Source organism: Cellvibrio japonicus Ueda107, from assembly GCF_000019225.1.
GTDB classification, from domain to species: Bacteria; Pseudomonadota; Gammaproteobacteria; order Pseudomonadales; family Cellvibrionaceae; genus Cellvibrio; species Cellvibrio japonicus.
This window is the reverse complement of the sequence record NC_010995.1, coordinates 4,190,229-4,215,195: the sequence shown is the minus strand read 5'-3', so window position 1 is coordinate 4,215,195 and position 24,967 is coordinate 4,190,229. Positions and strand designations below refer to the sequence as shown.

General features: G+C 53.8%; 26 protein-coding genes. 19 read left to right on the top strand and 7 right to left on the bottom strand.

Annotated elements, in window-relative coordinates; genetic code table 11:
• Together CJA_RS19815 and coaBC are read right to left on the bottom strand one after the other, a co-directional pair.
• Entirely contained in the window at positions 1-2,508 is a 2,508-nt protein-coding gene (locus tag CJA_RS19815) for a phosphomannomutase/phosphoglucomutase (protein WP_012489099.1), read from the bottom strand.
• Positions 2,509-2,531: 23 nt separating this feature from the next.
• Positions 2,532-3,749 carry a bifunctional phosphopantothenoylcysteine decarboxylase/phosphopantothenate--cysteine ligase CoaBC gene (gene coaBC / locus CJA_RS16980; RefSeq protein ID WP_085953173.1) on the bottom strand — a complete coding sequence of 406 codons (1,218 nt, stop codon included), beginning with the start codon at positions 3,747-3,749 and terminating at the stop codon, positions 2,532-2,534.
• A 247-nt stretch (positions 3,750-3,996) separates the two neighbouring features.
• On the opposite strand from coaBC, the gene radC reads away from it, so the two are divergent.
• Positions 3,997-4,671 (top strand): RadC family protein, encoded by a 675-nt coding sequence (gene radC / locus CJA_RS16975; protein WP_012489097.1) that lies wholly within the window; start codon positions 3,997-3,999, stop codon positions 4,669-4,671.
• A gap of 10 nt (positions 4,672-4,681) precedes the next feature.
• On the opposite strand, the gene CJA_RS16970 is transcribed toward radC, so the two are convergent.
• Entirely contained in the window at positions 4,682-5,380 is a 699-nt protein-coding gene (locus tag CJA_RS16970; protein ID WP_012489096.1) for a Crp/Fnr family transcriptional regulator, read from the bottom strand.
• 210 nt (positions 5,381-5,590) lie between these two features.
• Here CJA_RS16970 and CJA_RS16965 point away from each other — a divergent pair, with 210 nt between their 5' ends.
• From CJA_RS16965 to CJA_RS19420, 3 genes are all read left to right on the top strand, one after another.
• Positions 5,591-7,804 (top strand): tetratricopeptide repeat protein, encoded by a 2,214-nt coding sequence (locus CJA_RS16965; protein ID WP_012489094.1) that lies wholly within the window; start codon positions 5,591-5,593, stop codon positions 7,802-7,804.
• A gap of 20 nt (positions 7,805-7,824) precedes the next feature.
• The gene (locus CJA_RS16960) at positions 7,825-8,271 is read left to right on the top strand and encodes a hypothetical protein (protein WP_012489093.1); all 447 of its coding nucleotides are present in this window, start codon (positions 7,825-7,827) and stop codon (positions 8,269-8,271) included.
• Between the two features lie 278 nt (positions 8,272-8,549).
• Positions 8,550-8,864 carry a hypothetical protein gene (locus CJA_RS19420; protein ID WP_148208919.1) on the top strand — a complete coding sequence of 105 codons (315 nt, stop codon included), beginning with the start codon at positions 8,550-8,552 and terminating at the stop codon, positions 8,862-8,864.
• A gap of 119 nt (positions 8,865-8,983) precedes the next feature.
• Here CJA_RS19420 and CJA_RS16950 read toward each other — a convergent pair whose 3' ends face one another.
• Entirely contained in the window at positions 8,984-9,847 is an 864-nt protein-coding gene (locus tag CJA_RS16950; RefSeq protein WP_012489091.1) for a substrate-binding periplasmic protein, read from the bottom strand.
• Between the two features lie 424 nt (positions 9,848-10,271).
• Here CJA_RS16950 and rpmB point away from each other — a divergent pair, with 424 nt between their 5' ends.
• The 7 genes from rpmB to CJA_RS16910 all read left to right on the top strand — a co-directional run bounded on the left by rpmB (position 10,272) and on the right by CJA_RS16910 (position 16,260).
• Positions 10,272-10,508, top strand: coding sequence for a 50S ribosomal protein L28 (gene rpmB, locus CJA_RS16940; RefSeq protein WP_012489090.1), 237 nt, complete (start codon positions 10,272-10,274; stop codon positions 10,506-10,508).
• A gap of 17 nt (positions 10,509-10,525) precedes the next feature.
• Positions 10,526-10,681 (top strand): 50S ribosomal protein L33, encoded by a 156-nt coding sequence (gene rpmG, locus CJA_RS16935; protein WP_012489089.1) that lies wholly within the window; start codon positions 10,526-10,528, stop codon positions 10,679-10,681.
• Positions 10,682-10,825: 144 nt separating this feature from the next.
• Positions 10,826-12,793, top strand: a complete 1,968-nt coding sequence (locus CJA_RS16930) for a monovalent cation:proton antiporter family protein (RefSeq protein ID WP_012489088.1) — start codon at positions 10,826-10,828, stop codon at positions 12,791-12,793.
• 226 nt (positions 12,794-13,019) lie between these two features.
• Complete coding sequence (locus tag CJA_RS16925) at positions 13,020-13,679, top strand: response regulator (RefSeq protein ID WP_012489086.1); 660 nt, start codon at positions 13,020-13,022, stop codon at positions 13,677-13,679.
• On the top strand, positions 13,676-15,091 hold the full coding sequence (locus CJA_RS16920; protein ID WP_012489085.1) for an ATP-binding protein: 1,416 nt from the start codon (positions 13,676-13,678) through the stop codon (positions 15,089-15,091). Before CJA_RS16925 ends, CJA_RS16920 begins: the two co-directional genes overlap by 4 nt.
• On the top strand, positions 15,084-15,413 hold the full coding sequence (locus CJA_RS16915) for a cupredoxin domain-containing protein (RefSeq protein WP_012489084.1): 330 nt from the start codon (positions 15,084-15,086) through the stop codon (positions 15,411-15,413). The genes CJA_RS16920 and CJA_RS16915 overlap by 8 nt, the downstream gene beginning before the upstream one ends.
• Position 15,414: 1 nt before the next feature.
• On the top strand, positions 15,415-16,260 hold the full coding sequence (locus CJA_RS16910; RefSeq protein ID WP_012489083.1) for an FTR1 family protein: 846 nt from the start codon (positions 15,415-15,417) through the stop codon (positions 16,258-16,260).
• A 69-nt stretch (positions 16,261-16,329) separates the two neighbouring features.
• Here CJA_RS16910 and CJA_RS16905 read toward each other — a convergent pair whose 3' ends face one another.
• Complete coding sequence (locus tag CJA_RS16905; protein ID WP_012489082.1) at positions 16,330-16,962, bottom strand: Npun_F0296 family exosortase-dependent surface protein; 633 nt, start codon at positions 16,960-16,962, stop codon at positions 16,330-16,332.
• Positions 16,963-17,248: 286 nt separating this feature from the next.
• On the opposite strand from CJA_RS16905, the gene mutM reads away from it, so the two are divergent.
• A complete protein-coding gene (mutM, locus tag CJA_RS16900; RefSeq protein WP_012489080.1) occupies positions 17,249-18,061 on the top strand; it encodes a bifunctional DNA-formamidopyrimidine glycosylase/DNA-(apurinic or apyrimidinic site) lyase in 813 nt (270 codons plus the stop codon).
• Between the two features lie 136 nt (positions 18,062-18,197).
• Positions 18,198-18,449, top strand: a complete 252-nt coding sequence (locus tag CJA_RS16895) for a GlsB/YeaQ/YmgE family stress response membrane protein (RefSeq protein WP_041551716.1) — start codon at positions 18,198-18,200, stop codon at positions 18,447-18,449.
• A 52-nt stretch (positions 18,450-18,501) separates the two neighbouring features.
• On the opposite strand, the gene coaD is transcribed toward CJA_RS16895, so the two are convergent.
• Positions 18,502-18,984 carry a pantetheine-phosphate adenylyltransferase gene (gene coaD, locus CJA_RS16890; protein ID WP_041552641.1) on the bottom strand — a complete coding sequence of 161 codons (483 nt, stop codon included), beginning with the start codon at positions 18,982-18,984 and terminating at the stop codon, positions 18,502-18,504.
• A gap of 251 nt (positions 18,985-19,235) precedes the next feature.
• Between coaD and CJA_RS16885 the strand changes: the two genes are divergently transcribed.
• Positions 19,236-19,865, top strand: a complete 630-nt coding sequence (locus CJA_RS16885) for a fibronectin type III domain-containing protein (RefSeq protein ID WP_012489077.1) — start codon at positions 19,236-19,238, stop codon at positions 19,863-19,865.
• Here CJA_RS16885 and rsmD read toward each other — a convergent pair whose 3' ends face one another.
• A complete protein-coding gene (rsmD, locus tag CJA_RS16880) occupies positions 19,866-20,483 on the bottom strand; it encodes a 16S rRNA (guanine(966)-N(2))-methyltransferase RsmD (RefSeq protein ID WP_012489076.1) in 618 nt (205 codons plus the stop codon).
• A gap of 128 nt (positions 20,484-20,611) precedes the next feature.
• Between rsmD and ftsY the strand changes: the two genes are divergently transcribed.
• The 5 genes from ftsY (at position 20,612) to CJA_RS16855 (ending at position 24,943) form a co-directional block, all read left to right on the top strand.
• The gene (gene ftsY / locus CJA_RS16875) at positions 20,612-21,736 is read left to right on the top strand and encodes a signal recognition particle-docking protein FtsY (RefSeq protein ID WP_012489075.1); all 1,125 of its coding nucleotides are present in this window, start codon (positions 20,612-20,614) and stop codon (positions 21,734-21,736) included.
• 12 nt (positions 21,737-21,748) lie between these two features.
• Positions 21,749-22,417, top strand: coding sequence for a cell division ATP-binding protein FtsE (ftsE, locus tag CJA_RS16870; protein WP_012489074.1), 669 nt, complete (start codon positions 21,749-21,751; stop codon positions 22,415-22,417).
• Positions 22,414-23,514 (top strand): permease-like cell division protein FtsX, encoded by a 1,101-nt coding sequence (ftsX, locus tag CJA_RS16865; protein WP_012489073.1) that lies wholly within the window; start codon positions 22,414-22,416, stop codon positions 23,512-23,514. The genes ftsE and ftsX overlap by 4 nt, the downstream gene beginning before the upstream one ends.
• 99 nt (positions 23,515-23,613) lie before the next feature.
• Positions 23,614-24,474, top strand: a complete 861-nt coding sequence (gene rpoH, locus CJA_RS16860; protein WP_012489072.1) for an RNA polymerase sigma factor RpoH — start codon at positions 23,614-23,616, stop codon at positions 24,472-24,474.
• An 82-nt stretch (positions 24,475-24,556) separates the two neighbouring features.
• The gene (locus CJA_RS16855; RefSeq protein ID WP_012489071.1) at positions 24,557-24,943 is read left to right on the top strand and encodes a DUF423 domain-containing protein; all 387 of its coding nucleotides are present in this window, start codon (positions 24,557-24,559) and stop codon (positions 24,941-24,943) included.
• Positions 24,944-24,967: the final 24 nt, after the last annotated feature.

Here is a 24,967-nt window from a genome sequence, read left to right as displayed (position 1 = left end):
TTAAAAAGGGAGCGCAAGGCTACTATCGACTTTAAGCAGCTCGCGTTTAAACAATTGTTGGATCTTGACCAGCATTTCCTGGCTTTCCGCCTCAAAGCGCAACGTCAGTGCCGGCGATGTATTGGAGGCGCGCACCAGGCCCCAGCCCTTGGGGAAATCCACGCGCAAACCATCGATGGTGGTAATGGCGCCATTCTGGAAATCGCCCTGTGCCTGCAATTTTTCGATAAGCGCGAACTTGTTGCGGTCACTGCTCGGGATTTTTAATTCCGGGGTAATGACCATGGGGGGGAAACTGGCAAAAATATCATCGATCTTCTGGTCGCGCAGGGTGATGATTTCCAGCAAACGTGCCATGGCGTAAAGGCCATCGTCAAAACCATACCAGCGATCCTTGATAAAAATATGGCCGGAATATTCCCCGCCAATGAGAGCTCCGGTTTCGACCATTTTGGCTTTCATCGGTGAGTGGCCGGTTTTCCACATGATCGGCCGGCCGCCGTAGCTGCTGATCACCTGGTTGAGCTGGCGTGAGCATTTCACATCGAAGAGCACATCGGCCCCCGGATGGCGCGCGAGTATATCGCGTGCAAACAGCATCAGCATCCGATCTGGCCAGATAATATCGCCCTTGGGGGTAACGACAACCAGTCGATCGCCATCGCCATCGAAAGCCACGCCCATATCGGCACCGGTTTCCTGCACCTTGGCAATTAATGCGCTGAGGTTTTTTTCTTCGGTGGGATCCGGGTTGTGATTGGGGAATTCGCCATCGAGATCGCAAAACAGGGGCGTCACATCACATCCCAATTCCTCGAACAATTGCGGTGCAACCAAACCGGTAACGGCATTGCCGGCGTCAATAACCAGCGAAACATTACCGGCCAGGGCGACATCCGAGAAAATGCGCTCGATATACGCGGGGATAATGTCGCGCGGGAACTCCTCGCCCAGTCCCTGATGTAATCGCTGGCCGATAATACGTGCGCGCAGGTCGAGTACCGCTTCGTCGGCCAGCGCCTCGTTGTTAATCACCACTTTAAAACCGTTATATTCCTTGGGATTGTGGCTGGCCGTTACCATGACACCACTGCGGGTGTCTTCAAACTGGAAGCTGGCGAAATACATCAATGGTGTGGGCACGACACCTATGTTGATAACGTTACAGCCAGATTTGAGGATACCCTTGATCAGCGCCTGGGTCAGGTTTGCGCTGTGGGTGCGCCCGTCGCGCGCAACAATCAGGCTTTGCTCACCCTGATCCAGCGCTTCGCTGCCAATGGCCTGGCCAATTTTCAGGGCCAGTTCCGGGGTGAGCTGGCTGCCGACCAAGCCACGGATATCGTAAGAGCGGAAAATATCCCGCGGAATGTCATCCTCACTCATTTGGGTGTTGGTGAGGCCGCTGGTTTTTTTACCGCGACTGCCGCCCAGGCCGAGTACATCCTCATCTTCATCGATGACGGCAATATCCAGGATGTCCTGCTTGTGGAATAAGGGATTGGCTACGCTTTCTTCGCTGGCGCTGCTGGCTGGTTTATGTGCGGGCACCAAATCACTGAGTGCCGGCTCTTGCGGCGCTTTGCCCAGTTCGAGGCGAACCAGGAATTTACTGGCGAGTAAGGCGAGCGCCAGGAGTGCAGCGGTGATCAACGCACTGATCATAATCCAGAGGCTGGGCAGCTCTGCAGACATAGCCACTAATTCGGAGGACGGCGTGAATTTGAGTTGTAACGCACTACCGGCAACTTGCACCTGGACACTGGGGCCGGCATTGCCTGTGCCCTGCTTCAGGACAATCAGCGGTGCGCTGCCCGCGAATTGTTGAATGAGTTGGATTTCGCCCAGTCGCTTGTCCCCTCCCTGAAAAAGATTGAGCAATTCGCTGGCATCAATAACGATAAAAAGGCTGCCCAGTGGATCGCTGCTGTTATCAACCGCGATGGGACGCGCCCAATTGATTTGCCATCGGTCGTTGATTTGTACCAGCTCGGGTTGGATTGTCTGGCGCGTTTCGGCGCGGCGAATCAGATCCATTTCCGCAAAGCGAATAGGATACTCCGCGTTGCGATCCAGCTCTGCACTGTGCAACTCAAACAGGCGCACGCTCAATGCCCCTGGTGTGGCGCGCAGCCATTGGCGGGTGAGTGTATCGCGCTGTTCCGGTGTGTTGCTGGGGTGTTCCGGGGTGAGGCTATCGATAAAGTCCTGGTTGGCGGCCAGGCGATCAACAGTTTGGGTCTGGGTGCGCAAATAACTTTCCAGCAGCATTTTGCGGTTGTCCGCTTCCATCTGCGTCAGCTGGTTTAGACGCTCCTGCTGCTTGGTAACCACCAATTGTCCATGCAGCCACCAGCTGATAACAGCACTTGCCAGCAGGGCGATAGCCCCCAGGCTCAAGAGGATTTTGCGCTGCAAAGCTGCTTTGCGTTTGCTGGCTTCCTGGGCGCGCAGCGCGGCCTTGGATTCACTTTTAATCTTTTCGGGTGAGTCGGGTTTGTTATCCACGCGCTGTCAGCCTGTCGAAGAAATTAGGAATGATGATGGGATGATGAAGCCAATTTTTCGGCCAGTATGGTTACCAATTCACGGGCAAGTTGGGTTTTACTGCGCTGGTCAATCACTTGCTCGCCGGCGGCATCCACCAGGGTTACGGCATTGTTATCGCTGTTAAAACCTATACCGGGTTGGGTAATGTCGTTGGCGATGACGAGATCCAGTTTTTTGCGCACCAGCTTGCGTCGGGCATATTCAACCAAGTGCTCGCTCTCTGCGGCAAAGCCAACCGTGAAAGGTCGCTGCGGCAAGCGGGCGACCGCTGCCACTATGTCCGGGTTTTTTACCAGGGTCAGGGTGATGCTCTCACCCTCGCCCTTTTTTATTTTTTGTTCAGCCACTTCCCGGGGGCGGTAATCTGCAACCGCGGCAGAGGCAATAAAAAGGTCACAGTCCGCTGCTTCGCGCAGGCTGGCTGCAAACATATCGACAGCGCTAACCACATCAATCCGGGTTACCCGCGCCGGGCAGGGCAACTGTGTGGGGCCACTGATGAGCAGTGTGTGGGCTCCTGCCTCTGCGGCGGCCTCTGCCAGGGCATAGCCCATCTTGCCTGAGCTGTGGTTGCTGATATAGCGCACCGGATCTATGGCCTCACGGGTTGGGCCGGCGGTAATCACGACTTTTTTCCCGGCCAGCAAGCCGGTCTGGAACAGGCCTGCGGCGGCTTCTACTAGCTGTGTCGGCTCCAGCATACGTCCCGGACCTATATCGCCGCAGGCTTGTGAACCATCGGTCGGGCCGAAGAGTTGAATACCTCGGTCGCGCAGGATGTTTACATTGGCCTGGGTGCTTTGGTTGCGCCACATGCCCTGGTTCATGGCGGGAGCCAGGGTCAGGGGGGCGGCGGTGGCCAGGCAGATACTGGTGAGCAGGTCATTGCCCATGCCCTGGGCCAGGCGCGCGATAAAGTCAGCCGTTGCCGGGGCGACCAGCACCAGGTCGGCCCAGCGCGCCAGCTGGATATGGCCCATGCCGGCCTCTGCTTCCGGGTCCAGCAATTGGGTGTGGACCGGATTGCCGGAGAGTGCTTGCAGGGTTAGTGGCGTAATAAATTCCTGGGCTGCCGGTGTCATGACAACCTGTACCTGCGCGCCGGCATCTTGCAGGCGGCGCACCAGCTCTGCGCTTTTATAAGCGGCTATGCCGCCGGTGACGCCGAGCAGGATATGTTTGTTGTACAGGGAGAGGATCGCCATAGGGGAATTCGGTATCCGGTAAATGACTATCAGGTAAACGACGGGCAAGTCAGTCAAGCGCTATCAAGCCTAGCGCTTTTTGGCGTTGCCTGCCGCGGTAAGTGATTAACTACTTACACGCAAGGCCTTTTCCGGGTTAGCTCCGGGGGGCTTGACGCCGGTTGGCTAAGATACCATCCTTGCGCTGCTTTTCGTAACCGGAAGGCGCTCTATCCATTATATGACCAGCAAGGAATTCGCTATGTCTATCTCAAAATGGCCGGCGTCCGAACGCCCGCGTGAAAAACTCCTCTCCATGGGCGCTCCTGCCCTCTCCGATGCTGAACTGCTCGCCATATTCCTGCGCATTGGCTGCGTTGGTAAATCTGCTGTCGATGTAGCGCGCGAACTCCTTCAACAATTCGGTGGTCTGCGGCCGCTATTGGAGGCCAGCCAGAAGGAGTTCTGTCGCGGGCGAGGGCTGGGAATGGTCAAATATGTCCAACTGCAAGCGGTGCTGGAAATGGCGCGGCGCCATATCCATGCCGACATGAAGGTCGGTGATCTGCTCTCCAGTCCCCACCTGGTGCGCGATTACCTGCGTGCGCAATTACGGCATCATGCGCGCGAAGTCTTTGCTGTCTTGTTCCTCGATAACCAGAACCGGCTCATCGCCTATGAAGAGCTGTTCCAGGGGACGATTGATGGCGCTAATGTTTATCCGCGCGAAGTGGTTAAACAGGCCCTGGCCCATAACGCGGCCGCAGTGATTTTTGCCCACAATCACCCTTCGGGCCTGGCAGAGCCGAGCCAGGCGGATATACGTATCACCCGGCGCCTGCAGGAAGCGCTGGGCCTGGTGGATATCCGTGTGCTGGATCATTTGGTCGTCGGTGATGGCGAGCTGGTGTCCCTGGCGGAGCGCGGGTGGCTGTAGCCACCTGCTGTTACCAGTAGCGAGGCAGGGGTTTTTTGATTTCGATGTAACCGGAGCATTGCACGATATATTCGCCAATCAACAACTGTTTCATGATGCGGCTCACCATCTCGCGCGATGATCCCACCATATTGGCAATATCCTGATGGGTAACCTTGGGATTATGGATGCGTTTGTTGTCGTCGCAGAGTTTTTCCAGGGCGCTGCTCACGCGCCCGTAGACATCCAGCAGCGCCAGGTCTTTTACGGCATCGGTTAGCCCGCGCACACGTCGCGTCAACTCCTTTAGTAAAACCATCGCAAAGTCCGGATATTTGCCCAGCAATTCATGCACGCTGGCACGCGATACCAGGATGATTTCACAATCGGTAATGGTGACCACGGAGGCGGAGCGTGGCTGGCTATCAATCAGGGACAGCTCGCCGAAGTATTCACCTTCATGCATGTAATTTAAATTGACCTGGCGCCCCTCATCATTATTCAGGAAGGCGCTGACTATGCCCTTGCGGATGATATACAAGTGGGTCGATTCATCTCCCTCGGTGACCAGGACAGTATTTTTGGGGAATCTGCGCAGGACGCTGGATTTTTCCAGTTCGGCAAGATATTGCGCAGGAACTTCTGTAAACAGGCTGACATTGGCGAGCATGATGATAGCTTCGGGATGGGGTTGATTGGCGTGGCGGCAATCATACCCTCTGACCGTCATTGCAGGTTATTTGTGGCGCAAAAATCTACTGAAAATTGTGAACAAAGTCACTTTGTGTGGGTTCTTGGCGTAATGGGTTGTTATTGACAATAAAACGCACAATAATCCCGGCCATATTCATGCCTGTTCCCACCGCAGGCAGGAACTTCAAATCGGGTTCACCTCTTTTTCAATCCGCACTCGCACACTGCACGGAGAGCCGACTTATCCATGGTCGCCGATCATACCCAGCACTGTGAACAGACATTGATGTTCACTGACATCGTAGGTTACTCGCGCCTGATGGGGTGTAATGAGTCACTCGCGGTGGACATGCTGGGGGATTATCGCCGGATTTTGTTGGCGCATATCCAGGCGCAGGGTGGAGTCCTGGTGGAGTTTGTTGGGGATGCCATCTTCGCCCGTTTTAACAGCGCCGCCGCCGCTGTTGCTGCCGCTATAGCTATCCAGCAAGAGCTGTTGGTGTTTAATGAGGCGCGCGATAAAAAACTCCCGCGCCTGCAAACCCGCATAGGTCTTCATAAAGGCGAAGTCATGCTCCGTGGTGGTGCAGTCTTTGGGGATAGTGTCAATATTGCTGCACGCCTTGAACCCCTGGCCGTTCCCGATGGTATTTGCATTTCACACAGTGTCTATGAGGACATCCGCCTGAGCCTCTCCTCACCCGCCAAGCGTCTGGGTACGCCATCGCTCAAAAATATTGAGCAGCGGGTGCGTGTTTATTTCATCAAGCCTGCGGGTATCGGCTGGCGTGATCACCTGCATTATTTCCTGCGCGGCCTCAACGAAAACATATTTGCCTATCGCTACCCATTAGTGGCCATGTTATTCGCACTCATTGCCGCAGGTATTTATTTTATTCCCCGCTGGCTGGTGCCGGGATACAGTGCCAACTATGTGGAAATTGCCGATTTCCAGAACCTGATGGATAAAAAAGGAGAAGCAGATTATTTTTCGGCAGGGATTACCGAAGCGGTGCGATCACAGCTGGCCGACCTGCGCGATGTCTATATCGTCGATGCCAAGGAGGGGATACATGCGCCCCTGCGCCTGGAGGGCAGCGTGCAACGCCTTGGCGATAATATTCGCATCTCCTATCGTTTATTACGCCGCAAGGGCAATGTGCAAATTGTGGGCGGCAAGCTGGATGGCACCTATCAGGATATTTTTATCTTGCAGGATCGCCTGGTGGGTGAGATCGCGCGGTTTTTGGCAGATGAGTTCAGCTTGCAAAATTTTCGCCCTGCACCGCTTAAGTTAACCAATGATGTAACAGCCTATGATTTTTACATGCAGGGCGTGGATTACCTCAATGCATCTATCACTCACGCCAGTATTGACGAGGCGGTCAAAAGGTTTAGTACGGCCCTGGTTCATGATAGTCATTTCCCTTTGGCAATGAGGGGGCTTTGTGAGTCCTACTGGCGCAAGTATGAGTTGGTGGGCGATTGGGTTTGGTTAGACTTTGCTGAAAAACATTGTATAGAGGCCCTGTCGCTGGATGACCAGCTGGTGGACGCCTATATGTCGTTGGCCGCGATATACCGGGATACTGGTCGTCACCAGCAGGCAATTGACTATTTGGAAAATGGATTGTCTATCAAAAAGGACAATATAAGTGTCATGCTGGTCTTGGCGAGTGTCTACAGTGACATGAACGACATCGGGAATGCGGAAAAAATCTATGTGTTATCCATCCAAAAGGACCCCAAAAACTGGAAAGCCTATGAGCATTACGCGTATTTTTTGACAGGGAGAGGTCGATATGATGAAGCGATTAAACTCTATGAGAAAATTATAGATTTTGTTCCGGATAACAGTTTTGCGCTGAACAACATTGCCATCAATTATTTTTACAAAATGGATTTTAAACGAGCCGCCGCTTTTTTTGAGAAAGCGTCCAACATTGACCCCAGTGGGTATTCCTATGCCAACACAGGCAATATGTATTATACGTTGGGTGCTTTTGATAAGGCTGCAGAGATGTATAGTGAGGCGCTGCAGCTAGAGCCGGATAATTACCAATATCTAGCATATTTGGGGGATGCCTATAAACATATTAGCGGTAAAAATAAGCAGGCATCGGAGTGCTTTGAGCGGGTCATTAAGTATGCTGCCGTTGATAGGCAAAATAATCCTAGGTCGGCAAGGAGCTATTATTATTTAGCCAGGGCCTATACCTATTTCGGCAACCTGGCCAAAGCCAATGAGTTGATGGACATAGCCGATGGTTTGGAACCCAATAGTACAGAGGCTAACTATACCCATCTGCGAATTGCTTTGACGGAACTGGATGATGAGCGTATAAAAATGTATGCAACGAAGTTGCTTGATGCAGAATACTCTTATGAGTTGCTTTTGGCAGACCCTGATTTATCTTTATTAAAAGAAGAAAAATTCAGGGATATTTTTTTTAACCATTAACTTGATGCAGGGAGTGGGATATGATTATTAGACAATTTCTTTCCATTATTCTTTTGGTATTTCTGACAGGGTGTGCAGTGATGAAAATTGATGTAGATAAAGAGCTTCAAACAGTTACAGCGCTTGAAGGTACTGATACTGTTGTGTTAGGGGTTTCCGTCGATAAAAAGGGAGCGCCCCGGGATGGGGTTAAAGAGTTGATTCTCTTGCCTGGCCAAAAAGTGGTTTACGCCGGCCCTAAAGATTTTACGGTGTTCTTTAAAGATAAAAAAACACCCGTCACGCAGGTAGAGATACGCTCTGAAGGTGGATTGGTTATTGTCGATATACCGAAAGATATTTTCGAGCGTAAGGATTTGCTTGAGGAGGGACGCAAAAATGGCTTCTTGCGTTTTGATTACGGTATTCGAGTTGGCGACCGGGAGCTTGATCCGCCAATGATTATCAAAAGGCCGGGTAATCCGTAATTCGCAGTTCCCATGTTTGATCATCGACCAGCGGCAAATGCCGCTGGTTTTTTATGTGGGGTGTGAATATTTCACAGGCCAGCCCCCAAATGCCACACAGCGATCGCTCGTCTGTATTGTTAAGGTTGCCTCCGTAAACTCTTCGCAAGGAATCGTGGGCGGGTTGGCGTCTCGCTGGCCAGGGAGTGGCCGGATTTACGCACGTGACTATATCCAGGTGCACGTGACTATGGCTCAAATGCAAAAGACTGTAGCTCACATGCAAAAGGAGGGCGGAGATGCTGGTGTGGCGATTATTATGGGGCATAGCCTGGTGCGTGATAGGTGTGCTGGCCATGGCAGCAGAGCCATCGGGCGCAGTGGATTGTGCCGCTTTAAACCCCTTGGTGGCTAACGCCGCTGTATCGGTAGATTGTGTATCTTCCGAACCCTGTGGCAAACGGCATTGCCTGACATCTGTACAGGGCCAGGCATCTGGCTTGCTAGTGGTCGAGGTTCCGCCTGAGTCTTCAGGTTTCTCTTCCATGTGGTGGCTGTTGATGTTGCTGATTGTATTGTGTGTATGTTCCTGCTTTAAAAAGTCTGCCAAGTAGGTGGATCGTCTTCTTGTTGTGATTGTATGGTTACCGGATTGTGCTGTGTGCAATCCGGTTTTTTTATGCAATTTCCCGTCACTGGTTACACATCCTTCTACATACGGATGTTGCTGTCGCTAGTTGTAGTTTTCCTCCAGCGTAAAGATGCGTCTCTGGTGGTTATCCAGCTCTTCCTGTCCGCGTTTAAATGCGGGAATACTCATCAATAACGCGTCAAAGCTGCCATCGGCGATGGCTATCCGCAAACCCTCTTCAATACGTTTTGCCAGGGCGGTATTGTCTTTGTTTACAAAGAAATAAAAGGGAGCCTGGTAGCGCAACATCAGCGTTTGTTCGATTTCTATGCCCAGGCCTTTATGTTGTTCGTAATCATCCCAGGCTTCAAACAACCCGCGTGGAAAGGCGTCAAAGCGATTGGCGGCGAGCATTTTGAACAGGGATTCGTAATAGATAGAAGTCACAATCCGAAATCCGTTGTTTTCCAGCAGGCGAGCGTCTGGCCAGTGGCCACCGATACCCATGCGCATGTCGCGCAACTGTGCCAGGGTTTCGACCTGGCTAAAGGCTGGCTGGTTGCCCTTGCGGATCAGCAGTACCCGATAGTTGCTCAGTTCGCGCAGCAGGGAGATGGGAATATAGTGAAAGTCCCGCTCGCGTTCGGCACTGGTACTGGTCCATACCAGGTCTATACCGTCCCGGCCTTTCAACTTGGACAGGATACGTGCCGAGGACAGCACCCGCGGGTAGTGCTGGGTAACAAATGGGCCATGGGTCGCTTCGGTCTTCTGCAGGGCCAAATTGAGTAAGGGGTAGAAATAGTGGGTGTCGGCCATAGTCGCTATATCCCGGGTGGGGACCACGACGCGCAATGGCTGGGGCTGGGATGACGCCTGGAGGCTTGCGCTGGCGCAGAGCAGCCAGGGCAAGATGAGCCAAGCGGCCAGGTGACGTAAATGCAGATGGTGATATATGTGGTTCATGGCTTGGGATAACTGCGTGGCCCCTCACGGGTACATTCCTGGTGCCTGTTTATTCTGATTAGCCTTAACAGCCTAGAGCATATTTGCCTTCCCTGCCCGAGCCAGGGCATGTTTTAGCGGGAAATATGGGGCAGTTAGCTGTTTTTTTGGACAAAAAAGCAGCTTCTCATTGCTATTGCAGGGCTGTTTTGGTATAAAACGCGGCTCTTTGCGGCAGGGTAGCTCTGGGCACATCATTGAGTGCTTCCAGAGTGAGTTATCCGGCGGTTGCATAGCCAACCCGACCCCCAGTTTTCCAGCCGCGTTCACACGAATAGGCTGCTCAACAAATGCTCCAGGCTGGTTGTTAGTCTGTTTCAGGGTTTTTATTAACGGCACTAAACCGGCTCCAGATCTGGCGCTGAATTTTTAACGAGGCACTGAAATGTCCAAGGTATGTCAAGTTACTGGTAAGCGTCCTATTACCGGTCACAATGTTTCCCACGCAAAAAACCACACCAAGCGTCGTTTTTTGCCAAACCTGCAAACTCACCGTTTTTGGGTAGAGGCCGAGAAGCGTTTTGTTACTCTGCGTCTGACTCCAAAGGGTATGCGTATCATCGACAAGCTGGGTATCGAAGCTGTTCTGGCTGACATCCGTGCCCGCGGCGAAAAAGTTTAATTTAGGAGCACATCGTCATGCGCGAGAAAATTCGTCTGAACTCTTCTGCTGGTACTGGTCACTTTTACACCACTGACAAGAACAAGCGCACCATGCCCGAGAAGATGGAAATCAAAAAGTACGATCCCGTTGTGCGCAAGCACGTGGTCTACAAAGAAGGCAAAATCAAGTAATCGCTTGTTGTGCTTTCTCAAAAACCGGCCTTGGGCCGGTTTTTTTGTGCCTGGAAAAAGGGTCTCCTGCGTTAAGTCAAAACACTGGCCTATGGGCTGGGCTATTCTCTGCCCATCTATTGGATTTGAGGATGGGGAGTGTTTATGGGGTTCCTGGTGCAAATACTGCTGTTATTGGGGATTGCGGTGACTGTCGTTGTTACCTTTCAACGATTGCATATCCCGTCCAGCCTGGGGTATTTGCTGGTGGGGCTCATCCTGGGGCCTTACACCGTCGGTCCAGTGCTTGATGTGGCAGAGATCAAATCATTGGCCGAGTTTGGCATTGTGTTTCTGCTGTTTACCATAGGCCTGAACTTCTCACTTCCCCAACTGCACGCATTGCGCCACCAGGTATTAGGATTAGGTACCGGGCAAGTGGTACTGACGACACTGGTTGTCGGCCTGGTGGCCTGGCTGTCGGGGTTCCACCCGGCCGTAGCCTTTGTGATCGGCGCTGTCTTTGCCCAATCCTCCACCACGATTATTGGCAAGCAACTGGCCGAGCAGGGGGAGGAGAACAGCCGCCATGGGCGCCTGGGATTGGCGATGTCGGTATTTCAGGATGTGACGGCCGTGCCCTTTGTCGTTGTTATTCCGGTGCTGGGGGCGGCGGCTGGTGCCGACGTGCTGGCCAACACCCTTGGCTGGGCGATGGCCAAGGCGGTGCTGGCTTTTGTGCTGGTGTTTATCGCCGGGCGCTGGCTCCTGCGCCCGCTATTCCATCTGGTTGCAGCCCAGCGCTCCGCCGAGGTCTTTACCCTGACAGTATTATTGGTGGCGCTGTTGGCGGCCTGGACAACCAACAGCCTGGGATTGTCCATGGCCTTTGGTGCCTTCCTCGCCGGGATGATGCTGGGAGAGACTGAGTTCCGTCACCAGGTTGAGTCCACCATTCGCCCCTTCCGCGATGTGCTGCTGGGGCTCTTCTTTGTCGGGATTGGCATGTTGATCGATCCGGCCGCCCTGCCTGCCATCTGGCATTGGGCGTTGCTGGGCATGTTGGTGTTGGTGCTGAGTAAAACCCTGCTGGTGATGTTGCTGGTTAAACGTAGCGGCATCGACAAGCTCACCGCCTGGCGCACGGGATTGCTGCTGGCGGTTGGTGGCGAGTTTGGCTTTGCGCTGCTGGCGATAGCGCTCAGCTCTGGTGTGATTGATAAGGATTTGAGTCAAATAGTGCTGACATCGGTGCTCTTTGCCATGATCGCAGGCCCTTTCCTGATCCGTTATAACTATGTACTGGCAACCCTGTTTGGCGGCGCGCGCCCGGCAGCGACCAGTGAACCACAGGTGGCCGAAGTGAATGCTGAGGTAACGGCGCATTTGCAAGGTCACGTTATTGTTTGTGGTTATGGCCGTATCGGGCAGAGTGTTGGTCGGTTCCTGGAAGAAGAAAAAATCCCCTATATTGCCCTGGATCTGGACCCGGTGCGGGTGCGCGAGGCCCACACGGCTGGACAGCCTGTTTATTACGGTGATGCCGCCCAACGCGACATCCTCGATGCACTGGGGTTGGAGCGGGCCCGGCTGGTGGTGATTAGCCATGACGATGTCAGTGCGGCCCTGAAAATGTTGGCTTACTTGCGCAGTGTCAGGCCTGGGTTACCGGTGATGGTGCGGACGCGCGATGAAAGCCAGGTAGAGGAATTACAGGCAGCCGGTGCGCTGGAGGTGGTTCCCGAAACACTGGAGGCCGGGTTGATGATCGCGTCCCAGGCACTGCTGTTATTGGATGTGCCCTTGTCGCGGGTTGCGCGACGAATCCAGGCGCAACGCGCCGGGCGCTATCCGCTAATGCGCGAGTTTTTCCGCGGTGATACCCTGACAGAAACGCCGGAGGAGTGGGATGTGCAGCGTTTGCGCTCCATCGTTGTACCGCCCGCCAGCCCGGTTATCGGGCATCGCCTGGGCGAGCTTAAATTAACGGGCGTGACAGTGACGGCATTGGTTCGCAAGGGCGAGCGATACCCAGCGCCTGCGGTAGACATTTACCTGCAAGAGGATGATGTGCTGGTTGTTTTCGGCTCTCTGGAGCAGTTGCAGGCGGCTGAAAAGCTGGAGCTGCAATAGCAGCTGTATAAACGGCGCGCGCTATTTGCATTGTTAAGTTCTCCTTAAGTATCTTTTTTTACTGTACCTCCCGAAAGTTTGCCTCATAACCGATGCACCAGCGTCACTAGCCCGCTGGGCAAAGATGGATCAGGCGTGTCATCAGGAAACGCAAACTCTGCTGGAAATTGCCATCGCCTATTTGAAATAGTGATGTATTTACACCCGACATCTGCGTGGGAATTACATGCAAATTTTGTTAGTGGAAGACGATAACCTGCTCGCCGAAGGCATGATGAATGCCCTCAAGCGAGCCGGTTTCGCAGTTAACTTATCCAGAACGGGCAAAGCTGCTTGTACTTATTTGCAAGCGGAACCGCCCGATATTTTGCTGCTGGATCTCGGCTTGCCCGATATGGATGGTCTGGATGTACTGAAGTTTATCCGCGATAAAAAATTGCAGGTGCAGGTGTTAATCCTGACCGCGCGTGACAGCACCAATGCCAAGGTGCTGGGGTTGGATGCCGGTGCGGACGATTATCTCACCAAACCCTTTGCCCTCGACGAATTACTGGCGCGTCTGCGAGTACTGGAACGGCGGCTGGGTACTGCCAATACGGCCATGATTCATGTTGGACCCTTGAGTTTAAATACAACACAGCACCTGGTGCTATTGAATGGCGACGCACTGGTACTCTCGCGGCGCGAATATATGTTGCTCAAGGCCTTGGTCGAAAATCTGGGTATTATCCAAACTCGCGAAAGCCTGGAAGCCAAGCTCTATAGCTGGAATGATGAAGTCGCCAGTAATGCGATTGAAGTTCATATCCACAACTTGCGCAAAAAATTACCCTTGAACTTTATCCGCACAATTCGCGGTGTTGGCTATGTGGTTTCGCGCCAATGAAATCCATTCGCCTGTTTTTGGTACTGCTGGTACTGGCAATCGTTACCCTGGCCAATTTTGTCGCGGCGGTGCGCGGTTATCTCAACAGTATGGATGAGGCTCAACACCTGTTTGATGAGCGTATGTACCAACAGGTGGACTTGCTTAACTATACGTTGCCTCCCCGCGCGTCTGTAACAGGCGATGCGGTTATGGTTTTTCCCTCCACCATTAATACCCGTGGCGCCTCGCTGGAGTTTCAATGGGTCGATGCTGATGGCCGTATGCTGGCGCGTTCGTCTGGCATGCCGGAAACACAGGTCATGCCTTTGGAGGCAGGGCATAAGTTTGCCAACTTTCACCACTATCGCTGGCATGTCCTGGTGGCGCGCAGTGCAGACCAACAAACCTGGTACTTGATTGCCGAACGCGATGACCAGCGCTACCGTATGGCCGAGGCCATTATCTTGCAGGCGGTATATCCTATGCTCATCGCACTGCCGATAGTTGCGCTTATTATCTGGTGGGTGATCAGCATAGGCCTAAAGCCAGTACGCAACCTGGCGCAACAGTTACACGAGCGCAAGGCGCTGGATTTACGTCCCCTGCTGTTAACAAACATGCCACAGGAACTCCGGCCTCTCACGCAATCGGCTAATGAGTTATTGTGTCGACTGGAGGCGTCATTTGCGCGTGAAAAACGTTTTTCGGCAGATGCCGCCCATGAACTGCGTACTCCCATTGCCATACTGCGTATTCACTGCGAAAACCTGATGCAGGAGTTACAGCCTGCTCCTGAGTCACTGCGCAATTTGCAGGCCGGCATCGAGCGTATGAGTTACCTGGTTGAGCAAATCTTGCTGTTGAACCGCACCACGCCTGATCATTTCATGGGTTCTTTTGCGCCGGTTAATTTAACGGGCCAGGCCAGGCAAGTCGTCGCAAACTTCAGCCATGCGCTGGAAGAAAAATACATGGATATTGAATTGGATGGCGATGAGTGCTGGCTCATGGGAGATGCCGGTGCATTGGAGTCCCTGCTCAATAATTTACTGTCCAATGCGCTTAAATATACTCCGGCGGGAGGTCAGATCCTGATGGCGACCTGGCGGCGTGGGCAGCAACTGGTGCTTGAGGTTATGGACAATGGTCCGGGCATCGCAGAGGACCAGTATGACCGGGTGTTTGATCGCTTTTACCGCGTGCATGGTGACCGCCATGATGCCGCCATTCCCGGCTGTGGTTTGGGATTATCGATTGTGCGCCAGGTGGTTGAACTCCATGGGGGCCGTGTGCAATTAACCCGTGCGCGCAATCAGGCGGGATTGCTGGTGATAGTGACCTTGCCTGCACTGCTTGTTCCACCTGCTGGAAAAGTTGCCCCTAATCTTTTATCGCCGTTACCCCGGCAAGGAGATAAACAGGATGAATAAAATCGTTCGGTGGTATTGGTTACTTGGCCTTTGCTGCACACCTGTGTGGGCGGGTGTGCCTGAATTTACGCTCGAAATCCGCGACCATTTGTTTTATCCCTCGATGCTGGTTGTTCCTGCCAATACCAAAGTCAGATTGTTAGTGGTCAACCACGACTCCACCCCGGAAGAGTTTGAAAGTTACGAGTTAAATCGTGAAAAAGTCATTATGGGCGGCGCGCGCGCCGTAATTTTTATTGGCCCGCTGGCACCGGGCGATTATCCTTTTTTTGGCGAGTTCAATCCCAAAACAGCCCGGGGCGTGATCCGCGCGGAGGAATAACATGCTTGATGCTGTGTTGCTGGTTTTGCGCGAGGTATTGGAAGCCGCGCTCATTATCAGCCTGTTGCTGGCGTTGAGTCGCCAGTTGGGGTTGCGTGGAGCACCCTGGGTTCTGGTGGCCCTGGCCGGTGGCTTTTTTACCTCCTGGGTACTGGCGCATTTTGCCTATACGATTGCAGATGCCGTTGATGGTATGGGACAGGAATTATTGAATTCGCTCTTGTTCGTGTTGGTAATTGTGTGTTTTATCTTGGTGATCCGTATTATTGCTCCCCTGGTTTTTCATTCTGGCATTGAATTACCGCCGGCATTTCCCGGATTGCGCCAATACGGTGTATTAATGATTTGCTTCATCGTGATTGTGGTGAGCGCTATGGCGCGTGAGTGTTCGGAGATCTGGATTTACCTGAGCAGTTTTACCCGTGCGGAATTGCGCAATGCTGCCTTGAGTGGCGGTGCCATCGGGGTTGGTATCGGCGTTAGCGTGGGCGTGATTGTGTACTTTGCTCTGGTGCTCACCGCCCGGCATTATTTTATGCGGTTATTTTCGCTGGCAGTCACTTTGTTAATTGGCGGTTTGTCGATGCAGATAGCTAAGGAGTTAATGCAAGTCGGATTATTGGATTCAACAGCGCCGCTATGGGATAGCTCGGGCATTGTCAGCGAGCACTCCTGGTTGGGTGAGTTACTGTATGCGCTGGTCGGTTATGATGCTCGCCCTAATAGGATTCAGGTTATTTTTTATTTAATGGCTGTTGTGCCGGTTGTTATTTTGTTGACTATCGCTTGCTATCGAGCATGGAGGACAACAGGTTCGTCATTATCGGCTGTGACTAAATCGCGTTAATGTATGCTTTGCAGCCGGTACCCACAAAAAAACCGCCGTTAAGGCGGTTTTTTTGTGGGGAACTAACACTCAGGCTTGGGCGCGACGGCGAATCAACCCCAGGCTGGCCAGACCAAGTAGCATCAACAGTGCCGGTGCCGGTTCGCTCAGGCTGGCAATCGTCTTAAATGCATGGTTATCGCTTTCAAACGCAAAGCCGTTACTGAACAGGGTCACCTTGTCAAAAACACTGCTGCCGAAATCAAAATTGATATAGCGGTTGGAGCTGAGGCTGATTTGGTTGCCATCAGCAAATTGCCCAACGATATCACTGCCTGAATAGCTGGCTACCAGGGTGTCGTTGAGATAAAAGCTGATGAAGTTGTAGGCGTCGATAGAGCCCCAGTAAAGGCCAAAGTAATTCGCCAGGGTGCCCAGGCTGAATTCAGCGGTTTTGGTCGTTGCCGATGGGTTAGGCACGCTCAGGTAGGGGGAGTCGACACCGGCGGGACTGGCGTAATAACCGCTCAGGCTTCCGCTGGCGATAACAAAATCACCGCTGCACAGGGCATAACCACAGCCATCGTTGAAATCAATAATGGTCGCGTCGGCAACCGAAGTGTTAAGCTCGCCCGCCGCGGACAGGCTTACAACAGGCGCGGCCTGGCTGGTCAGGCTTACCAATAAACCCAGCATTGTTGCAATCAGGGTAAAGCGTTTCATTCATGGCTCCCGGAGGATCAGGGTTGGAAAATTTCCCGGCCGAAGCCTCCCGCTACCTCTGGGAAGAGCTGCCGTTAGATACACTGCGCGCTTAGCGTTTACTTTTTGACGCAGTCTTAAACAGGGCAAAAGTGGTGCCAAAACCTACATTTTTGTGACAAGCGACAATTCAAAAATGAGGTTTGCGTCACAAAACAAAGTCTAACAGGCATTTTGATGATTTCAGTGCCAAATTAAGGTTATTTAGTGCCGTTCGTCGTCATCCGAGGGGAAAAGAGAGGGGCAGATGCCGGAATTACCTGAAGTCGAAACTACCCTGCGTGGCGTTTCGCCCCACATACTTGGTCGTAAAGTGACGGATTTGGTCATTCGCCAACCGCGCCTGCGCTGGCCGATTCCCCTTGAGCTGAGCGAACAGCTGCCCGGGCAGCAGCTCAAGGCTGCCAGTCGCCGGGGTAAGTACCTGCTGCTGTCGTTTAATACCGGCACGGCGCTGATTCACCTAGGGATGTCAGGTAGTTTGCGTATCGTCAAACCGGAAGAGCCGCCCCTGTTTCACGACCATTTTGATATGCATTTTGGCAATCGGATATTGCGTTACTGTGATCCACGTCGCTTTGGCTGCCTGCTATGGGAGGCGGGGGATATCCACCAGCATGCCCTGCTGCGCGATCTGGGGCCGGAACCACTGGGAGATGATTTCACACCCGCTTACCTCTACGAGCGCAGCCGTAAGCGCACCCAGGCGATCAAGCAGTTCATTATGGACAGCAAAATTGTGGTGGGGGTGGGAAATATCTACGCCAATGAATCCCTGTTTATGGCCGGCATCAAACCGATTCGCAAAGCGGGGGCGCTCAGCCGCCACATGTGCGAGGACCTGGTGCGCGATATTCGCTTTGTCTTGCAGCGCTCCATTACCCAAGGCGGCACAACCCTGCGTGATTTTGTCGGGGGTGATGGCAAGCCGGGGTATTTCCAGCAGCAGTTACTGGTCTATGGTCGCGGTGGCGAGGCCTGCAAAACCTGCCAGAAGCCGCTCAAGGAAATTCGCATGAATGACCGCACAACTGTGTACTGCGTCACCTGCCAGCAATAGGCTTACCTGTATTCCAGCCCGTTTTACCTATACTGGATGTGCACTTTTGGTCAAAGGTGCTCTCTTTAAGAGAATGGTAGTGAAAAGGTGCCATGTTTTGTGGCGCCAAACACACATCAACACAGGAGTAATAACCATGACTGTAACGGGATTGCTAATTTTTCTGGTGGTGGGAGCGGTTGCTGGCTGGTTGGCGGGCACCCTGATAAAAGGCGGTGGTTTTGGCCTGGTTGGTAATATTGTGGTGGGGATTATCGGCGCCTTTATCGGCGGTGTCATTTTCAGCCTGGTTGGCCTGGCCGCTATTGGTATCCTAGGGCAAATTATCAGTGCGACCCTGGGGGCTGTGGTGCTGTTGGCGCTTATTCGGATCATCAAACAAGCTTGATCCCGATGGGCACACCGGTGCTTTGCTCACCGGTGTGCCGAGGCAATGGCTTTCAGGTGCGATCAAATCTCTGCCTTAATGCCGCCTCCACGGGAGGCGCAACAAATTTACTGACATCGCCACCGAGCATGGCGATTTCGCGCACAATGGACGATGAAATAAATGACAGGTGCTCGGCGGGTGTGAGGAAGATACTTTCCATGTCCGGTGCCAGGGCGCGATTCATATTGGCAAGCTGAAACTCGTATTCAAAATCCGATACCGCACGCAGGCCGCGCAATACCGCTTGGGCATTCTGTTGCTTGACGAAGTCCACCAGCAAAATATCAAAACCCACCACCGTGACATTGGGCAGATGGCTCAGGGTTTCTTGCGCCAGCTGTACACGTTGGTCGAGGCTGAATAAAGGATTTTTACGGGTACTGGCCGCCACTGCCACGATAACGTTGTCAAACAGGCGGCAGGCGCGTTCTACCAGGTCGATATGGCCATTGGTGATAGGGTCAAAGGTGCCGGGGTAAAGGACGGTACGCATGGGAGTCTCACTGGCCAATGCATGGGGAACAGGGCGGGCATAGTACAAAATTCACCGGGAGCTGACCAGCAAGCTGCAAAGAGCAAAACAATCTATAAGTACCCGTTCAACGCTCGATCCTGCTGGCTAAAATACAACCTGCGCTGCTCATTGTGCGGCACGTCCAGCGGTTTTTCTGTTGCATGGAAGCCAATAGGCCGGGTTTTGTTGAGTAACACTGTCAATCGAATGTGAGCGGAGGGGGGGACGCTATGACGGATGATATCCAGGCAACTCGCCTTGGGGACATACTGCTAGAGAAAGGACTCATTGATCTCGAACAGTTGCGCGAGGCCATAGTGGAGCAGCGGCGCCGTCGCCAGGAGGTTGACCCCGACGACACAACAGCGATGGACGCCACCTCCCTGGGGGAAATGTTGATCGAACTGGGCCATATCTCCCGCCAGCAGCTCAAGCGCGGCCTCAATTGGCAGATGTATGCGCGCAAAATGACGCTGGTCATGAGCCTGTGCGCACCGCTGATGACCTGGATGGGCAATGCCTATGCGGGCACCAGCAACAATCATTATGTGCCTGATAATACCCTCACCGCTGCCGCTTCTTGCTTTAAGGTAACAGGGCGGGTGATCCTCAAATGGGATGTGCCGCGCTATCGGGAAGATGGCAGCTATCTGGATATTACTGAGCTAGGTGGCTATGAGCTGCGCTATAAGCGCACGGAAGACAACCATTTCACCTATGTCAGCATCAATGACCCCTGGAAAAATTATTACCAGTTCCGCTATTTGCAAGGTGACTATGTCATCCAGGTGGCTGCTTTTGATCACAATGGTTTATACAGCCAATTTGTACCTCTGCCGCCAACCAAAGCCTTGGCTTGATTAGGGCGTTGACTCCGGTTGTCCGGTCTGTCGGTAGTAGAGCCTATAGCTAACCTGCCCCGCTTGCTTATCGCGATGCAAGCGCCAGTTGGGGGGAGTGGCAATCAGCTGGTTGCGCGGCATTTCTATATAAAGGCTGGCGTCCTCTGCCAGCCAGTGTCCCTGTTCCAACGCATCTATTACACCAGCCCAGAGGTTCAGTGCAAAAGGTGGGTCGATAAACACCAGGTTAAACGGCTCGCCGCTATTACCCTGGCGCAGGTAGTGCAGGCTGTCGGTCTGCACCAAGTGGCCTGCGCTGGCTTTTAACAATTGCAGGTTATTGCGCAAAGACTGCGCTGCCAGGTGATCTCGCTCCAGCAGCAGGCTGTAGCTTGCTCCGCGTGAAAGCGCCTCCAGCCCCAGGGCGCCGGAGCCGGCAAACACATCCAGGCAGCGGGCACCTGCCAGCTCCGGTGCCAGCCAGTTAAACAGGGTTTCGCGGATGCGATCCCCGGTGGGGCGCAAACCATCCACAGCGGGAAAACTCAACTTACGTCCGCGCCACTGGCCGCCAATAATGCGCAACTGGCTGGTAATGGGTGCGGGTTTACTGGGGGCAATGGGCGATCTGGGCAAAACAGGGCTTCCGTCTTTAGCGATGATTTGTGCATTTTACGCGCCGATACTGCTGGCAAGCTGCACAGAAGTGATAGCATAGCGCCTTTGCCCGGTCAGTCCCAACCGGTACCGGTTCATGCGGCGCTGTGCGCCCTTCCCCTCAGGAAATTGGCAACAAGATCATCACCATGTTTTTTGACCTGTTTAAGAAGTCCCCCAAACCCGAAAATCCCACCCCTGCCGCACCGGAAGAGCAGGCGTCGGCAGCTGGCGATAGTGTTGTGTCCAGCGAGTCCACGCCAGTCCCCGAACCGGCAGCAACGACTCCCGATGCGGAGCCCAAACTGGGATTCTTTGCGCGGATCAAACGCGGCCTCAGCCGTACCTCCAGCCATTTTGCGGAAGGGTTGGGCAAGCTGTTCCTCGGTCGTAAAACCATTGATGAAGAACTGTTTGAAGAGTTGGAAACCCAGTTGTTGATCGCTGATGTGGGTATGGAGGCAACCAGTGAAATCATCGATAACCTCACCAGTCGAGTGGCGCGCAAGCAACTGGCGGATAGCGATGCCCTGTTTGCCGCCCTGCGTGAGCAGTTGGCAGAATTACTGCGCCCGGTTGAGCAGCCGCTAGTTATTCCTGCCGCCAATAAGCCCTATGTGATTTTGGTGGTAGGGGTTAATGGTGTCGGTAAGACCACAACCATCGGTAAACTGGCCAAACGCCTGCAAAACGACGGCAGGAAAGTCATGCTCGCGGCGGGCGATACCTTCCGCGCGGCGGCGGTCGAGCAGTTGCAAGTCTGGGGGCAGCGCAACAATGTGCCTGTAATTGCCCAGCACTCAGGTGCGGATTCGGCATCGGTCATTTTTGATGCCCTGAGCGCGGCCCAGTCCCGCGGCATTGATGTGGTGATTGCCGATACCGCCGGTCGCCTGCACAACAAAAATCATTTGATGGACGAACTGGCCAAGGTTAAACGGGTCATGGCCAAGTTGGATGTGAGTGCGCCCCATGAGGTACTGCTGGTATTGGATGCCGGTACTGGCCAGAATGCCCTCAACCAGGCGGAACAATTCCGCGATGCAGCCGGGGTGACGGGTATTGCCCTTACCAAGCTGGACGGTACTGCCAAGGGTGGGGTGATTTTTGCGTTGAGTAAAAAATTTGGTTTGCCGGTGCGCTTTATCGGGGTGGGTGAAGGTATTGATGACCTCCAGCCCTTTGCTGCCGAGCCATTTATCAATGCGCTGTTTAACGTTGCCGATAACTAAACAAGGTTTGTCGTGATCCGATTTGACTCTGTCACCAAGCGCTACGATACCGGCTATGAAGCCCTGTCGCGTGTCGACTTTGAGGTGCTGCCAGGAGAAATGCTATTCCTTACCGGGCATTCGGGGGCAGGCAAAAGTACCCTGATGAAACTGATCCTGCTGATGGAGCATCCAAGCATGGGGCAGGTCTATGTCGACGACCAACCGCTGTCGCGCATGTCGAATAGCCAATTACCCTATTTCCGCCGCAATATCGGCGTGGTCTTCCAAAATCACCAGCTGCTGTTTGATCGCAGTGTGTATGACAATGTCGCCCTGCCCCTGCAGGTGGCAGGCTACCCCCACCATGAGATAGGCAAGCGAGTGCGCGCCGCGCTCGACAAGGTCGATTTGCTCGACAAGGAACGCAGTAACCCCATGGCCTTGTCAGGTGGTGAGCAGCAGCGTGTCGGTATCGCCCGAGCTGTGGTTAACAAACCCAAACTGCTGTTGGCCGACGAGCCTACCGGTAATCTGGACCCCGAGCTTTCCAATGAAATCATGACCCTGTTTCGCCAGTTCCACGAAGTGGGCACGACGGTGATGATCGCCACTCACGACCTGGAATTGCTCAAGCGTATGAATAAGCGTGTGCTCGGGTTGGTACAGGGTAAGTTAGTACATGACGGGGTGCTCTGGTGAAACGACGTCCACCCTCCCAGGATCGCCGTGCGTCCGGCGCCCGCCCGCTGACAGCCGCTGAACGTCGTCGCCGCGAAAACCTGCGCGCAGAGCCGCCGCGGGAATCCGTGCGGGCAGAGCGTGAGCCTCGCGCCCCAGGGCGTCCGCAAGGCGCGCGCCAAAGCCAGACCTCCTGGCGCGATAGACTGGAAGCCTGGAGTGCCCATCACAGCACCTCCGCCATCGAAAGCCTGGTGCGCCTGCTGGCAACACCACTGCAAAGCCTGATGACCTGGCTGGTGCTGGCCATCGCCCTGGCACTGCCGGCGGCGCTCTTTGTGGTGTTCAGTAACCTGCAGAACATCGGTTATGCCTGGGAGGACTCCAGCCAGATTTCAGTGTATCTGAAGCCGGGAGTGGATGACCCCCAGGCACAGGCTTTGCGCTTGCGCTGGTCGCAGCGTATCGAAGTGGCTGATGTCACCTACATCAATCCGGGCCAGGCGCTGGAAGAGTTCAAAGCAGGCTCTGGTCTGGGTAGCCTGCTCGATCAACTCAAAGAAAACCCCCTGCCGGGTGTATTGCTGGTTAAACCCAAGCCGGATCAGGACCCAACCCAACTGGAGTCGCTGCAACAAGCCCTGGCCGCCGAGCCCATGGTGACGGAGGTGCAGTTGGATCTGCTGTGGTTGAAGCGGCTGCACCAGTTCATCGGTATTGCTGAGCGCTTTGTGGTGGCCCTGGCGATTTTACTGGCCCTGGGGGTGTTATTGGTGATTGGTAACACCATCCGCATGGCCATAGAGGCGCGCCGCGATGAAATCCTGGTCATGAAACTGATCGGTGCCACCGATGCCTATGTGCGGCGCCCCTTCCTTTATACCGGCCTTTGGTATGGCGTCGGTGGCGGGATTATCGCATCGATTATTCTGGCGATAGGTTTTGGCTGGCTGGCGGCGCCGGTCGCGCAATTGGCTGATCTGTATCAAAGCCAGTTCCGCTTACAGGGGTTGGATTTATTCGAAAGCCTGCAACTGGTATTGATTGCGGGCTTGACGGGATTGCTCGGCGCCTGGATTGCGGTAGCGCGGCATTTGTACCAAATCCAGCCGCGCTAGTTCGCACTCCGGGTCGAAACCGGCGCCGGAACTTTTTGTGGTCTAGCCGAACTAAAAGTCAGGTGCTACACTCGGGGCACTCGTAACTGGAGGTATTTCATGAGCACAAGCACAAGTCTGCAACCCATTGGCGTCCTTGCCCCTGGTGCAAACCTGAATGCCTATGTTCAAGCCGTGAGCAGCTTCGCCATCCTCTCCGTGGAAGAGGAGCAACAGCTGGCTCGCGATCTGCACGACAATGGCAATCTGGACGCTGCCCGCAAGCTGGTTATGGCCCACCTGCGTTTTGTGGTGCACATCGCCCGCTCCTATAACGGCTATGGTCTGCCTTTGGGCGATCTGATTCAGGAAGGTAACGTCGGTTTGATGAAAGCCGTCAAGCGCTTCGACCCGGATAAGGGGGTGCGCCTGGTGTCTTTCGCCGTCCATTGGATCAAGGCTGAAATCCACGAATTTATCCTGCGCAACTGGCGTATCGTCAAAATCGCGACCACCAAGGCCCAGCGTAAACTGTTTTTCAACCTGCGCGGTGCTAAAAAGCGCCTGGCGTGGTTAAGCAACGACGAAGCGGAAGCAGTCGCCCTGGATCTGGGCGTAGATGTCAAACAGGTGCGTGAAATGGAGGGGCGCCTCGCATCCTATGATGCCGGTTTTGATGCCAGCGATGATGACGAGGACGATAACTATGTCGCTCCTGCCAACTATCTGGAAGACAACCGCTATGATCCGGCGGCCCGTCTTGAAGAGGCCAACTGGGAAGAAGCCAGCGTCAATGGTCTGGAAATGGCGATGGAAAAGCTCGACGATCGCAGTCGTGTAATTCTCCAGCGTCGTTGGCTCAATGATGACAAGGCAACCTTGCATGATTTGGCGGCTGAGTATGGTGTTTCTGCCGAGCGCATTCGCCAATTGGAAAAAAATGCCATGAACAAGGTCAAGGCGATGATGCTGGAAGCCTGATGGCTATCGGTTCTATTTCTCGAAAGGCCGCGTCGTTACGCGGCCTTTTTATTTCCTGGCTAGTTTCTGCAGAGGCATATCTATGGCCCGTGTTTTCCTGGTAATCGGCGCCCTGAGTGGGTTGTTATCCGTTGTGCTTGGCGCATTTGCTGCCCATGGCTTAAAGCAGCAGTTATCGGACAGTGCATTACAAGCCTTTCAGATAGGTGTCCAATACCAGATGTACCATGCATTGGCGCTGATACTGGCGGCACTGCTGTTAATGCTGCAACCTGCCTGGACAGGCTTAAAAGCCAGCGGACTTGCCTTTATACTGGGCGCCCTTTTATTTAGCGGTAGTCTATACGCCCTTGCTCTGGGTGGTCCGCGCTGGCTCGGGCCGGTAACTCCCTTGGGCGGCTTAAGCTTTATGTTGGGATGGCTGTTATTTGCTGTTGCTGTCTGGCGAGGTAAGCACCAGGCCGGCTGACGCTCACCCTGTGTTCCATTGTTG